Annotated in this window: 10 protein-coding genes; 9 read left to right on the top strand and 1 reads right to left on the bottom strand. The window is 59.4% G+C overall.

Annotated features, from left to right (window positions below):
- Genes KDL09_RS07280 through KDL09_RS07265 form a run of 4 tightly spaced genes read left to right on the top strand, consistent with a single transcriptional unit; the run spans position 1 to position 4,926 of the window.
- Positions 1–1,809 carry a DUF1549 and DUF1553 domain-containing protein gene (locus tag KDL09_RS07280; protein WP_294383219.1) on the top strand — a complete coding sequence of 603 codons (1,809 nt, stop codon included), beginning with the start codon at positions 1–3 and terminating at the stop codon, positions 1,807–1,809.
- 19 nt (positions 1,810–1,828) lie between these two features.
- A complete protein-coding gene (locus KDL09_RS07275) occupies positions 1,829–3,205 on the top strand; it encodes a DUF1501 domain-containing protein (RefSeq protein WP_294383217.1) in 1,377 nt (458 codons plus the stop codon).
- A 4-nt stretch (positions 3,206–3,209) separates the two neighbouring features.
- Positions 3,210–3,770: a hypothetical protein gene (locus tag KDL09_RS07270; RefSeq protein WP_294383215.1), complete on the top strand. Its 561-nt coding sequence runs from the start codon at positions 3,210–3,212 to the stop codon at positions 3,768–3,770.
- Positions 3,771–3,801: 31 nt separating this feature from the next.
- Positions 3,802–4,926 (top strand): lactonase family protein, encoded by a 1,125-nt coding sequence (locus tag KDL09_RS07265; RefSeq protein ID WP_294383214.1) that lies wholly within the window; start codon positions 3,802–3,804, stop codon positions 4,924–4,926.
- Between the two features lie 4 nt (positions 4,927–4,930).
- On the opposite strand, the gene KDL09_RS07260 is transcribed toward KDL09_RS07265, so the two are convergent.
- Complete coding sequence (locus KDL09_RS07260) at positions 4,931–7,645, bottom strand: PQQ-binding-like beta-propeller repeat protein (protein WP_294383211.1); 2,715 nt, start codon at positions 7,643–7,645, stop codon at positions 4,931–4,933.
- 76 nt (positions 7,646–7,721) lie between these two features.
- Here KDL09_RS07260 and KDL09_RS07255 point away from each other — a divergent pair, with 76 nt between their 5' ends.
- The 5 genes from KDL09_RS07255 to KDL09_RS07235 all read left to right on the top strand — a co-directional run.
- Positions 7,722–8,966, top strand: coding sequence for a hypothetical protein (locus KDL09_RS07255; RefSeq protein ID WP_294383209.1), 1,245 nt, complete (start codon positions 7,722–7,724; stop codon positions 8,964–8,966).
- A 37-nt stretch (positions 8,967–9,003) separates the two neighbouring features.
- Complete coding sequence (locus KDL09_RS07250; RefSeq protein ID WP_294383206.1) at positions 9,004–10,008, top strand: Gfo/Idh/MocA family oxidoreductase; 1,005 nt, start codon at positions 9,004–9,006, stop codon at positions 10,006–10,008.
- 2 nt (positions 10,009–10,010) lie between these two features.
- The gene (locus KDL09_RS07245) at positions 10,011–11,054 is read left to right on the top strand and encodes a sialidase family protein (protein WP_294383203.1); all 1,044 of its coding nucleotides are present in this window, start codon (positions 10,011–10,013) and stop codon (positions 11,052–11,054) included.
- A gap of 87 nt (positions 11,055–11,141) precedes the next feature.
- Entirely contained in the window at positions 11,142–12,554 is a 1,413-nt protein-coding gene (locus tag KDL09_RS07240; RefSeq protein ID WP_294383202.1) for a hypothetical protein, read from the top strand.
- 69 nt (positions 12,555–12,623) lie between these two features.
- Positions 12,624–13,405: Gfo/Idh/MocA family oxidoreductase (locus KDL09_RS07235; protein ID WP_294383200.1), on the top strand; the 782-nt coding region annotated here is incomplete at its 3' end.

Genomic DNA, 13,405 nt, shown 5'->3' with positions numbered 1-13,405 from the left:
ATGCCCCCCGCTTCCGGAATCCTCCTGTGCCTGCTCCTCGCCGTCAGTGTGACGCGTGCGGCGCAGCCTGTCGCGATTGATTGGGCGGCGGCGCGTCAGCACTGGTCGTTTGTGCCGCCGAAGGCGCAGGCTTTGCCGAAGGTGAAGGACTCCGCGTGGCCGCGGGAGCGCGTGGATCATTTCATCCTGGCGCAGATGGAAAAGCACGATCTCACGCCGACTTCGGAAGCGGATGCGCCGACCTTGATCCGCCGCGTGACTTTTGATCTGACCGGCCTGCCACCGACGCCGGAGGAAGTGCGCGCGTTTTTGGCCGACACCAAACCGGACGCGTATGCGCGGCTCGTGGACGGGCTGCTGGGCCGTCGTGCGTTTGGCGAGCGGATGGCGAGCCTGTGGCTCAATCTCGCGCGTTATGCCGAGGATCAGGCGCATCAGGTGGGCAACAACTCCTCGCTCAATTATCCCAACGCCTGGCGCTATCGCGACTGGGTCGTCGCGGCCTTCAATGCGGATGTTCCGTATGATGCGTTCATCCAGAAACAGCTCGCGGTCGATTTGATCGAGCCGCAGAACAAGGCGGACCTGCCGGCGCTGGGATTCCTCGGACTCGGGCACAAGCTGTATGCGCGCGGCCGGCTCGATGTGCAGGCGGAGGAATGGGCCGAGCAGGTGGACACCGTCTCGCAGACTTTTCTCGGACTCACGGTCGCCTGCGCACGCTGCCACGATCACAAATTCGATCCCATCACCACGCGTGACTACTACGCGATGGCCGGTGTGTTTGCCTCGATGACCAAGGTCAGCCTGCGGCCCGACGGCAAGGACGAGGATGGGAAGACCAATGCTGACAAGATGGATCCCGGCACGTTGCACATCGTGCGCGACGACAAGCCGCATGATCTGCCGGTGTATGATCGCGGCGATGTGGAATCACCCGGCGCGACGGTGCCGCGCGGTTATCTGCAGGTGCTGAGCAAAAACGAGCCGGTGAAGTTTCACCAAGGCAGCGGCCGTGCCGAGCTCGCGAATCAGATCGTTGATCCTGGGAATCCGCTCACGGCACGCGTGTTCGTGAACCGCATGTGGGACATGCTTTTCGGCAAGCCACTGGCGCGCACCACGAGCAACTTCGGCGCGACGGGCGACAAGCCCACGCATCCTGAACTGCTCGATGACCTCGCCGTGCGCTTCGTGCAGAGCGGATGGTCGGTGAAGCAGCTCGTGCGTGAACTCGTGCTCTCCGCGACCTATCGCCAGAAGAGCCAGGGCAGCGAGTCGAACGTGCAACTCGACGAAGCGAACACGTATTTCTGGCGAATGAACCGCCGCCGTCTCGGCATCGAGCAGTATCGCGACGCCGTGCTCGCCGTGTCGGGTGACTTGCAGAGCGATGGCGGCCGGTCTCTCGATGTTGACGCCGCTGATCATCACAAGCGCACGCTCTACAGCAAAGTCAGCCGTCGTGAGCTCAACAAGACGCTCATGCTGTTCGACTATCCGGATGCGAACGTCCACGCCGCGCGCCGCTCCAGCAGCACCACGCCGACGCAGAAGCTCTTTGTGATGAACAGCCCCTTCATCATCGCCGAAGCGCGCTCGCTCGCTGCACGGCTCCAAAAACTCCCCGATGACGACGCGCGTATCCGCCAGGCATATGCGCTGCTGTTTGCTCGCGAACCTGAGGCCGATGAGTTGGCGCTCGCGCGTGATTATCTCCAGCAAACCGCCGCAGATTCCAACATGACCGCCTGGGAACAGCTCTCCCAGGCGCTTCTGGCAACGAACGAAATGCTCTATGTGGACTGATCCGACATCGCCTCGGCCCTTGCTCACCCGCCGCGACGTTTTGCAGCGTCTCTCGGCAGGCTTTGGCGCGATCGGACTCGCAGGGATGGTGAATGCGATGCCGAAGCAGCAGATCACGCCGCGTGCGAAGCGCGTGATCTTCCTGTTCATGAACGGGGCGCCGTCGCACATTGACACTTTCGATCCCAAGCCCGCGCTGAAGAAATACGAGGGCCAGCAGCCCTCGGGAAAACTCTACAAGGCGCCGCAGACGAGCGGCTTCATGTCATCGCCGCTGAAGTTCGAGCGCTGCGGTCAGAGCGGCATCGAAGTGAGCGAGAGCCTGCCGCGACTTGGCAGCATCATCGACGACTGCTGCGTCATCCGTTCGATGCACACCGACGTTCCGAATCACGAGCCTGCGCTGCTCATGATGAACACGGGCAACATCCAGCCGATCCGTCCATCGCTCGGCTCGTGGGTGCTGTATGGCCTCGGCAGCGAAAATGAAAACCTGCCCGGTTTCGTCGTGCTGCGACCCACGCCGAACATCGTGGTCGGACCAGCGTTGTGGAGCAATTCCTTCCTGCCCGCCGAGTATCAGGCCACGGGCGTCATTACTTCTGACATGGCCGTGGACAAACTCGTCGCCAACGTGCGCAATCCTATCCTCAGCAGCACGCAGCAGCGCCGCCAGCTCGACTTCATCCAGCGGCTGAACGAACGCCACGCCGCCCTGCGCGGTCATGACACCGCGCTCGAGGCGCAGATCAAATCCATGGAAACCGCGGCGCGCATGCAGACCGCCGCCAGCGATGCCTTCGACATCAGCCGTGAGCCGGCGAAGACGCGCGAGATGTATGGCGACACGCCCTTTGGCCGCTCCTGCCTGCTCGCACGTCGCCTGGCCGAGGCAGGCGTGCGCTACACCAGTGTCTATTACACCAGCAGCAACAACCAGCCCTGGGACACGCACAGCGACCACTACAAGCGACATCCCGAACTCTGCGCCGACAGCGACCGAGCCTCCGCCGCGCTCATCAGCGATCTCAAACAACGCGGTCTGCTGGAAGACACGCTGGTCGTCTGGACCGGTGAATTCGGCCGCACGCCCTATTCGCAGGATCAGAAGGGGAAGGACAAGAAGCCGGATCCGATGAAGCGCGGTCGCGATCATCATCACACCACGTTCAGCACCCTCCTCGCCGGCGGTGGTATCCAGGGCGGTCTGGCGTATGGCTCCTCCGACGAACTCGGCATGAATGCCGTCGAGAACAAGGTTCACGTGCATGACCTGCATGCGACGATCCTGCATCTGCTCGGTCTCGATCACGAACAGCTCACCTACCGTTATGCCGGCCGCGATTTCCGCCTCACGGATGTGTATGGTGATGTGGTGACGGACATCCTCGCGTAGCGTTATGCAATGGTTGTCGCTGGTCTTGTTGGCGCTAATGAGCGGCATCGCATGGCGTGCTGAACTCGAATGGCGCGGCGGATGGGCTGGCCTCACGTGGATCACCTATTTCCATTGGGCGATACCTGTGTGCGGCCTCGCATTCGTGAGCTGGGTGGTGCGTGTGACTCGCGTTCAACGGCCTTCCACACTGGCAGTTTCTCTGGTAGTTTTCTTCAGCCTTTCTTATGTGGTGTTCTACCAATTGAATCTGCACATGTCTCGATGGGTTGTCCTGCCAGGACTGATGCAATGGATGGTGTGGTCAATTCCAGTTTTCTGGGCGCTGCTGCCGCTCGCATTCGGCCTGATATGTCGTGCCTCGGGCGCGAGTGTGAGAATCTCTTCCATGCTGGCTTCGTGTGTGTTGTTCGTGCTGAGTTGGCCGCTCTCCATTTTCGTTCGCAGTTTTTTCGAGGAGCGCGGTTCGCCAGACACCGTCCATGCCCTCAAAAGCGGTTTTGTGATTCCTTTTCTGATAGTGGTCCTTGGCTTTCCCCTGCTTCGGCGTCCGTCGCGTGTGTGATCAGAACACTCCATGGCGTATGAGGTCGTCCATGATACGCCAACTTCTTTTCACCCTTCTCACCGTGGCTCACGCATCGCTCCTTGCCGCCGATCCGCTCGTTTTCATCTCGGCGTTCGCGTCGGGTGACAAGGCGGGCATTCATGCGTTCTCATTCGACTCGGAAAAGGGTTCACTCAAACCGCTGCATCGAACGACGGAGATCCAGAATCCCTTCTTCCTCGCCGTCTCGCCGGACAAACGCTTTCTCTATGCCATCGACGCGGAGAAGTTCGGCGGTGATGAAGACGAAAATGTGGCCGCCTTCGCCCTCGAAGGCCGCACGGGCCGGTTGAAGAAGTTGAACGAGCAGTCGGCACGGGGAACGGCATCTTGCTATCTCGATGTCGATGCGACGGGCAAGTCCGTGATCGTGGCGAACTATTCCAGAGGCAGCGTGGCGTCACTCCCCGTGAAGGACGACGGCTCTCTGGGTGAAGCCGTCTCCTTTATTCAACACAGCGGTTCCAGCGTCAATCCAGAGCGTCAAAAAGGGCCGAATGCACACAGCATCGTCATCAGTCCTGACAACCGCTTCGCTATCGCCGCCGACCTCGGCATCGACAAGATCCTGATTTACAAGCTGGACGCCGCCAAGGCCGTGCTCACTCCGAATGACACCCAGCCCTTCGCCAGGATGCAGCCCGGTTCAGGCCCGCGGCACCTCACGTTTCATCCGAATGGCAAACGCGTGTATGTGATCAACGAACTGGCGAACACGGTCACGTTTTTCGACTGGAACGCGTCGGGCGGAACGCTCACCGAGAAACAGACCATCTCAACGCTGCCCGTCGATTTCACCGGCAAGAGTTTCACGGCGGATCTGAAGATCACGCCGGATGGAAAGCTCCTCTACGGCACCAATCGAGGCCACGACAGCATCGCCGCTTATCGCATCGCTGACGACGGCATGCTCAGCCTCATCGGCATCGAACCCAGTCTCGGCAAAGGTCCGCAGAACCTGCTCTTCACGCCCGACGGCAAATGGCTGCTCTGCGCCAACATGCCCGGCAACAGCGTGGTGGCTTTCCAAATCGACTCTGCGAACGGGAAGATCACCCCGCACGGCGATCCCGTCGAAATGCCGATGCCTTCGTGCATTCGCTGGGTGGAGTGATTCGCTACTTCGTCTCCCGCACTTCCCAGGCCGGCGGCAGATTCTTCGACTCCGGACCATACGTCTGTGAAACGATGAAGCCGCTGGCCTGCGACGTGTAGAAGATGCGGCCGTTGCTGACGACGGCGCCGAGACACTCGCGGGAATCAATCGCGGGACCGGTGGAGACGAGTTTGCCTTCCTGGCTGAGGTCGATCATGTCCATGTTCGCACCGAGCACATACGGCTCGCTCATGGTGAAGCGGCAGCAGGCGTAGTTCGTGAGGATGCTGTAGGTGACATTGCCGGTCGAGGCGTCGAAGATGTTGCCTTTGCCGCGCAGGGCGTTGCAGAACATGAACTTTTCGCCCACGCTCACGACATTGAGAGCGGAAGTGACGGCATCGGATTTCCACACGAGCTTGCCCGTGTTCGCATCGAGGCACCAGACGAAGCGGTCCTCGGTGCCTGCGTTGGCTTTGTTGTAGCCGCCGATGTAGAGCTTGCCATCGCGCGCGCTGAGGGTGCACTTGGCGGTGACGTAGTAATCGTTCGTCTGCCAGAGGATTTTGCCTGTCCTGGGATCGATGCAGCAGGTGAGGCCGTTGTGATCCACGGGCAGGCCGCGGCGCATCTTTGTCTCCGAATCATAGCCGAAGAAGACGGAGTAGTAGAGCTTTCCATCGAGAATGCAGATGCCGCAATCGTTGCCGCCGCGGCCTTGATCGACGAAGTCCTTCTCCCAAACGACCTTGCCCGTGTCGAGATCCCAGGCCCAGAGGCGTGGATGATGATTCTTCGGGTAATACGGATTGTCGTTCGAGTAGATGAAGCTCATCACCTCCTTGCCGTCTGCTGGCACGACCGGCGTGCCGCCAAAGGTCCACGGCTTCTCGCTGCCCTGCGTCGCGTAATCGCCGCTGCCGCTCGCGTAGATCGCAACGTTGCCCGCGACCACCGGCGGAAACTGACGACTCCAGCTTGGCGAACCGGTGAACGGCGCTTCCCACAGCATGTTGCCCGTCGCCGCATCAAGACAGCGCACGAAGGATTTTTTGATGCCCGCCTGCGGCACCAAAAGCTTGCCGTCGATGTAGAGCGGCGAAGTGAAGCTCAGATACACATCCGGCCACCACTTCCGCCAAAGCAGGCGTCCCGTGTCCTGTTCGCACGCGATGATCTGCCCTTCCGCCGTGTGCGTGTACATCCGACCACCGCCGCATACGGGCAGATGCTTCACCGTGCCTTCGAGACGTCGCGCCCAGCGCATGCGCAGCGGCGGCTTGAGGTCCTGGTTGTTCGAGTTCTGCCCTGCGAAGTTGCCGTAGTTTGTGTACCAGTCGTATTTGGCGTCTGCGAGTTTGCCAGTGAGGGGGCTGCGCATTTCGGTCATTTCCGACGAAATGTAGTTAAAGGGTGGTGGCGGCACCTGCACTGACGCAAACTTGGAGAGAGAACCATCTTCACTGGCCACGAAGATGCAGCCGTCGGCAACTGCAACAGGCGCAGTGATAGCACCACTGGTGATTCGATGTGGTTGAACAACCTTTCCGCCGTCAATAGGCACAAGATACACCCGCCCATCGAGCCCACCAAAAATCACATGTTTCTTCGTCAGCACTGGTGGAGCGATGGCACCTGCACCACTGAGAGTCTTCTGCTCCTTCGTGCTCATGTTATGCTGAATAAGACCGCGATTCGTCTCCGGCTTCACGCGAAACACATCACTCCCTCGAATCGCCACTGGTGAGAAACTCAGCAGGCCGTCCATGCGGATGTTCGTGTCGGTGCCGGGCACAAAGTCGCCGGTCGTCAACGTGTCGCCTTCGAGGCGCATGATGTCCACGCGGCCGGCGTTGTCGCGGCGGTGCCACTGGACATAGACGTTGCCGTCGTCATCGGCGCTTTGACCGAAGGTGGCTGGAAACTCCTTGCCGGACCACTCAGGGATCTCGCCGGTGGCTTTGAGCTTCGGTGCGATGCCGGTGTCTTCGAGGAAGATCGTCCTGCCGCCTGCGGGCATGACGACGACGTTGCCTTTGATGAGGCAGATGTCCCGCGAGCAGACGAAGTGGTCGCGCCATGTCACGCGGCCATCACTGGAGGTCGGTTTCGTGCCCGGTTTCAGCGTGGCAAGCATGCGCTTCTCGCAAAACGCGGCCCACGACTCGCCGCTCCAGCGGTTGCCATCGAACCCGACGACTTCCTTCACGAAGTCCCATGTCCACTTCACTTCGCCTTCGTTTGTGATTGCATAAGCCTGCGCGCCGAGCGTGGCGAAATAAACACGGTCATTGCCGATGACCGGCGTGCTGAAGATGGGTTCGTGGCAGTCGATCTCCTTCACCACCTTGCCCGTCTCCCGATCCAGCACGTAGTAGATGCCCGCCGTGGTGCCGAAGTGCAGGTATTTTCCGACGATGGCGGGTGAACTGACGTTGTTCACGTTCTGCTTGCCGCCTTTGCTTTGGAAGCGCCAGACTTGCTTCAGAGTCGCTGCATCAAAGCACGCCGCCACGCCGGATCCGTCCACGACATACACCTTGCCACCCGCCACCACCGGCGACGTGTAAATGCCATCCGTCATCGCCACCGCGCCCTGCAGTCCGAGTTTCTCCACGTCGAGCTCGATCTCCGCTGCGTTGCCGGAGTGCGCCGAGTTGAACATGAACTGCGGCCAGTCCTCGGCGGAGGCGTGCAAGGCGAACCCGAGGGCGGAGATGACGAAGAGGCGCTTCATGGCGATTGAATACGAAGATTGCGGGACGAACTCGCAGCTTGAACACATCTTCCTGTCCCCCACGTTTCCTTCTCGCATGAATCCGCCGACCACCCGCCGCCATTTTCTCTCCACGCTCGCCCTCGCTCCGTTCACCGTCCGCGGTCAGGAGGCGAAGAATTTTCCGCCAACACGCATCATCACGAAGGGCCCCGGCTTCCACTGGTTCGCCTATTACGACAAGCTCCAGTTCTCGCCCGACAACCGCTTCGTGTTGAGCAACAAGGCCAGCTTCGAAGGCCGCTCGCCGACGGGGGATGATGTGATCGAGGTCGGCATGGTCGATCTGCAGGAGAAGGATAAATGGATTCCCCTCGGCAAGTCCAACGCGTGGAACTGGCAGCAGGGCTGCATGCTGCAATGGATCCCCGGCACCGAATCGAAGGTCATCTGGAACGACCGCGAGAAGGACAAGTTCGTCAGCCACATTCTAGATGTGAAAACCGGCGAGAAGCACACGCTACCGGCTCCAATCTACGCGCTCGCACCGAACGGCAAGGAGGCCGTGAGCTGCGACTTCTCGCGCGTAGCCGACTGCCGCCCCGGCTATGGCTACGCGGGCATCAAAGACCGCTTTTTTGATGAAATGGCGCCCGCAGGCAGCGGTGTGACGCATGTGAATCTGGAAACAGGCACCGAGAAACTCATCGTCTCGCACGAACTGCTCGCCAAGACCGGTGAGGTGATGGAGAACCATCCGGATTCAAAGCATCACGCGTATCACCTGCTCGTGGGTCCGGATGGAAAGCGCTTCATCATGCTTCACCGCTGGACGCAGCCGAAGGGCGGCCATCTCACGCGCCTCATCACCGCGAACATGGATGGCAGCGACCTGCGCATCGTCATTCCGAACGGCTACGCCTCCCACTTCATCTGGCGTGATGCCACGCACATCCTCTCGCAGGGAAAAAACTGGCTCGGCAATCCCGAGTGGGGCGACTTCCTATTCGAGGACAAGGACAGCGGCATCATCGAGGAGATCGGCCATGGCGTGCTCGATGGCGGCGGTCACCTCACCTACCTGAAGAACAACGAGTGGATCCTCAACGACACCTATCCCAAAGGCGTCCGGCGCATTCAGACACCGCATCTCTATCACATCGCCACGAACAAGCGTATCGACCTCGGCGAATTTCACCTCCCGCGCGAATACACGGGCGAATGGCGTGTGGACTGCCATCCACGCTCCAGCCGCGACGAACGCTGGGTCTGCATCGATGCGGTGCCAGAAGGTCAGGGACGCCAGCTTCACCTGATCGACATTCAGGGATTGCTGACCTGATCAACACGGGCCATTCATCGCGTAGGTGTAGGCAACCATGAAGCCTGCTCTTTCGTTTTTTGCCGCCCTTCTCGTTTCCGTCACATCGATCTCCGCCCAGGAGGCGCTCAAGCCCCTGCGTGCAGGCATCATCGGCCTCGACACCTCGCATGTGCCGGCGTTTACGAAGCTCTTCAACAAAGGCGAGACGGAGGGCGAACTGGCGGGCATCAAGGTGACCACGGGTTACACCGGCGGCACGGACATGCCGGCCAGCAGGGATCGCAAAGAGAAGTTCACGCAGCAGCTTCGCGACATGGGCGTGGAGATCGTGCCCACGATTCCCGAACTGCTCGAAAAGGTCGATGTCGTGCTGCTGGAAAGCGTGGACGGCCGCATCCATCTCCAGGAGGCGCGGGAGATCTTCAAAGCGGGAAAGCCGGTCTTTATCGACAAACCGATCGCGGGCACACTGGCTGAGGCGATCGCGATCTTCGAACTCGCGAAGCAGCATGGCGTGAAGACCTGGTCGAGCTCGTCGTCGCGTTTCGGTCCCGATTTGATCACGCTCAAGAACAACGCCGAGATCGGCGACATCATGGGTGTCACGACCTGGGGTCCGTGCTCGTATCAAAGCGGCACGCCCGACCTGTTCTTCTATGCGATCCACGGCATCGAGTCGCTCTTCGCGCTCATGGGTCCCGGATGCGAGACCGTGGCGCGCGCCAAAGGTCCGATCACCGATCAGGTGACCGGCGTGTGGAAGGACGGACGCATCGGCACCTATCGCGGCATCGTGAAGGGCAAGTCCGAGTTCGGAGCCATGGTGTATGGCAGTAAAGGCAATCAGATGGGAGCCAAGGTCATCAGCTACGAGGCGCTCTGCCGCCAGATCGGCACATTCTTCCGCACCGGTGAACCTCCCGTGAGTGAAGCGGAGACGATCGAGATCTTCACCTTCATGGAAGCCGCGGATGAAAGCACGCGCCAGGGCGGTAAGCCGGTGTCGCTCGCCGAAGTGCTCGCCAAGGCGAAGGTCGAAGCTCAATCCCTGCTCAAGTAATCATGCGTGCGCTTGCCCTTGTCTTCCTCTCCTCGTGTGGACTCGTCTCGGCGGCGGAACCTCCCGCCGTCACGGTTACGAACATCCGCCGAGTCTTCCACAACGGCGAGCACAACGCTTTCACCGACCTCGTTCGCTTCAAAGGGCAGCTTTATCTGACGTTCCGCAGTTGTCCGGACGGCCACATGGTAAACCCCACCGCATCGGTCATCATCATGCGCAGCGCGGATGACGGCGCGACATGGGAGCAGGTGCATCGTTTCTCCGTCAAAGAACGCGACACACGCGATCCGCACTTCCTCGTCTTCAAGGACCGCCTCTTCGTTTACACGGGCACCTGGTGGAGCGGCACGACGACGCTCCCGCGCGAGGAATACGACATGAACAAGCACCTCGGCTTCGCGGTGTTCTCCGACGACGGCACGAAATGGAGCGAGCCCGCGATGCTGGAGGGCACGTTCGGTCTCTACATCTGGCGTGCGGCGGCGTTTGGCGGCAAAGCGTTTCTCTGCGGCCGGCGCAAGCCAGGCTATGAAATCGGTCCACGCGGTGAAGGCGGCAAGATCCAGTCTCTCATGCTCGAAAGCGATGACGGCCTCATCTGGAAGAAGCGCGCCTACTTCAATGAGACGAATGGCGATGAAACGGCTTTCCTCTTTGAGAAGGATGGCAGCGTGCTCGCGATCGGTCGCAATGGCAGCGGCAAGGAGGCCTTTCTCATTCGCTCGAAGCCGCCTTACACCGACTGGAAGCGCCAGCAGTTCGACCGCGCCATCGGCGGTCCGCTCGTCGCGAAATGGGGCGATCACATCCTTGTTGGCGGACGCCACACCACAAAGGAGAAGGGCGCGAAAACATCGCTCTGCTGGCTCGTCGGCGATCAATTGCACGAGTTCGCCGAACTCCCCAGCGGCGGTGACAATTCCTATCCCGGCTTCGTCGAGCTCTCGCCCACCAAGGGCCTCGTCTCGTGGTATTCGAGCCACGAGAAGGACGACACAGGCAAAACGATCACCGCGATCTACATGGCTGATCTTACGTATTAAAATACCGTAGCTTAAACGATTTGAGTTCTTAACCCAAGAAGGTGACTGTCAATTGCAACACTCAACTAAACCGCCTTTCTTTGTCTTATGACTGCATGGGCTACATGTTTCCCAGTTCCAAACCATCAGTGCGCTAAAAGTCTCTTTAGCATCTTTTCGCGCACTTTATCTGAAAGCCCGATACACCCTTGGGAGCTGAATGATTTCTTGCCTGGTCCGATTAACGGCACGGTTTCGATGGCAAAGGCGAATCAGGTGGTCGAATTTGCCCACTTTGAACGGGAGGGACAACTCTGGACTGGAGCTCGACACATACATCCAAGCGAAGCAGATGGGGAGGTATGGGAAACTGTTGTCGTTTGCTACTCCAGCAAAATCGGTTCGCATGTTTCAATTAAGCTAGAACGCACGTCCGTGTTGGCCAAGAAGCTGAACCATGATCCAAAGGTGCCGTATGTGGTTAGAAATATATTGGCTGAACACAGCGGCGGGCTCGATGGCAGTTTTGCCGTGCAAAGATCACCCCATCCCCTTGGGGAAAGCGACGTCCTTCTTGCTGCGCGAATCATTCGAGGTGAGGCGAGCACCTCTCTGCCAATTGTTTATCTAAGTTCTGGCTACGATCACGCCCCGATTGTGCATGCTGATAAACTTTCGGCATGGCTTGGTGGTATGGCTCATGTGGTTGTAGAACCATCCAGGCATTTCTCAAGAGCGCTTGCCCGAGAGGTTTCGTTTACCAACCCACACAGCGGAGCGGTTGGCGTCTTCTGGCCTTATGGTGCCGGTAAAGCGATCCGATGCCTGCCTGAGAATTTCAGTTCACCAGTAGAGATGGCCACTCACGTCACGCACATTGTGCGTGATGCACTTGTCGTTGTTCGGCAGCCTCCAGAGGTTTCTTGGGGGGCCATCATTGGCGAAATAAGCCGGGCCAACATTGAGAAACTTCAGCTTGGTGACACTCTTCAAGCTCAGGAACTGGTGAAGCAGTTCGATAATGAGGTTAAAGCCCTCCAAGCAAAAGCGGATTCAGCCGAACGAGAAGTTGAAAGGTTGCGTCGTGAGCTTCAAAGAGCTTCGGCACAAGCTGCCTCGGCACACGATGGAGTTCTCAAGGTTGGGAATGAGCAGCCGCTTTATATGGGCGAGCTTCAATACTCGATTATTTATGCGCTCCAGAGGTCGCTTTCGCATCTCAGTCCCAAGGGTAGAGCATATGATGTTGTCCAGTCGATCATTGAGGGTAATCCGCCTCCTGCTGACTTTGTTGCGTTGGAGACAGCACTCGATCAAGCAATACCCGAGTCCGGGAAGCTTGAAGGACATCACAAAAAAGCATTGGAAAAACTGGGGTTCATCATAACGGAGGAGGGAAAACACATTAAGCTGGTATTCCAAGACGATGAACGATACACATTCGCCGCAGCAAAGACTCCCAGTGATCATCGAGCGATGAAGAACTTTAAGGCGCTTTTGATTCGGCAGATGTGTAAGTAAAAGTGGACACATTTCGCCAAATGTGAGGCATGGCAGAATAGATGAATTGGCTCCGTATTCCCTCCCACCATGCTCACCTCCACACGCCGCCGTTTTTTCGAAGACTCCCTGATGGCCACGGCTGCTGTCGCTCTTCCGTCTCAGCTCTTCGCTGCCGAGCCGACATCGACCAGCCCCAATGAAAAGATCACCGCTGCGATCATCGGTTGTGGGATTCGCGGGAAGGCGCATGCGCGGGAGCTGGCGCGGCTTGCGGATTGCGATGTGACCTATGTTTGCGATCCCGATCTGGATCGAGCCGATGAAGTCGGGGCGTTGCTCGTCGAACTGAAGCGTCCGATGCCGAAGAAGGAGCAGGACCTGCGAAAGATCTTGGAGGACAAGTCGGTGGATGTGGTCTTCATCGCGGCGCCGAATCACTGGCACTCGCTGGCAGCGATCTGGGCGATGCAGGCCGGCAAGGATGTGTATGTGGAAAAGCCGGTGAGCCACAACGTCGTGGAAGGACGGCGCATGGTTCAGGCGGCACGCAAGCTGGGACGCATCTGCCAGGGCGGCACGCAGAACCGTTCGCGCGGTGCTTTGGCCTCTGCGGTGCAATACATGCGCGAGGGCAAACTCGGCGAGGTGAAGCTGGCGAAGAGCATCATCTACGGCGGACGCGGCAGCGTCGGCGGACCGGCGGAATGCGAGATGCCGCCGCGCTGCGATTACAACCTTTGGGCGGGTCCGGCAGCAGCGCCAAAGCTCAACCGGCCGAGATTCCACTACGACTGGCATTGGTTCTGGAACACCGGCAACGGCGAGATCGGCAACAACAACGTCCACTCGCTCGACATCTGCCGCTGGGG

It is taken from the genome of Prosthecobacter sp. (assembly GCF_020439865.1).
GTDB lineage: Bacteria > Verrucomicrobiota > Verrucomicrobiia > Verrucomicrobiales > Verrucomicrobiaceae > Prosthecobacter.
The sequence above is the reverse complement of the archived record's forward strand: the minus strand, read 5'-3'. Positions and strand labels throughout refer to the sequence as shown.

Bases quoted from the DNA above. Each gene is read 5' to 3' on its own strand.
- KDL09_RS07260 (WP_294383211.1), bottom strand. From the start codon at position 7,645: ATGAAGCGCCTCTTCGTCATCTCCGCCCTCGGGTTCGCCTTGCACGCC.
- KDL09_RS07255 (WP_294383209.1), top strand. From the start codon at position 7,722: ATGAATCCGCCGACCACCCGCCGCCATTTTCTCTCCACGCTCGCCCTC.
- KDL09_RS07280 (WP_294383219.1), top strand. From the start codon at position 1: ATGCCCCCCGCTTCCGGAATCCTCCTGTGCCTGCTCCTCGCCGTCAGT.
- KDL09_RS07270 (WP_294383215.1), top strand. From the start codon at position 3,210: ATGCAATGGTTGTCGCTGGTCTTGTTGGCGCTAATGAGCGGCATCGCA.
- KDL09_RS07265 (WP_294383214.1), top strand. From the start codon at position 3,802: ATGATACGCCAACTTCTTTTCACCCTTCTCACCGTGGCTCACGCATCG.
- KDL09_RS07240 (WP_294383202.1), top strand. From the start codon at position 11,142: ATGACTGCATGGGCTACATGTTTCCCAGTTCCAAACCATCAGTGCGCT.
- KDL09_RS07245 (WP_294383203.1), top strand. From the start codon at position 10,011: ATGCGTGCGCTTGCCCTTGTCTTCCTCTCCTCGTGTGGACTCGTCTCG.
- KDL09_RS07250 (WP_294383206.1), top strand. From the start codon at position 9,004: ATGAAGCCTGCTCTTTCGTTTTTTGCCGCCCTTCTCGTTTCCGTCACA.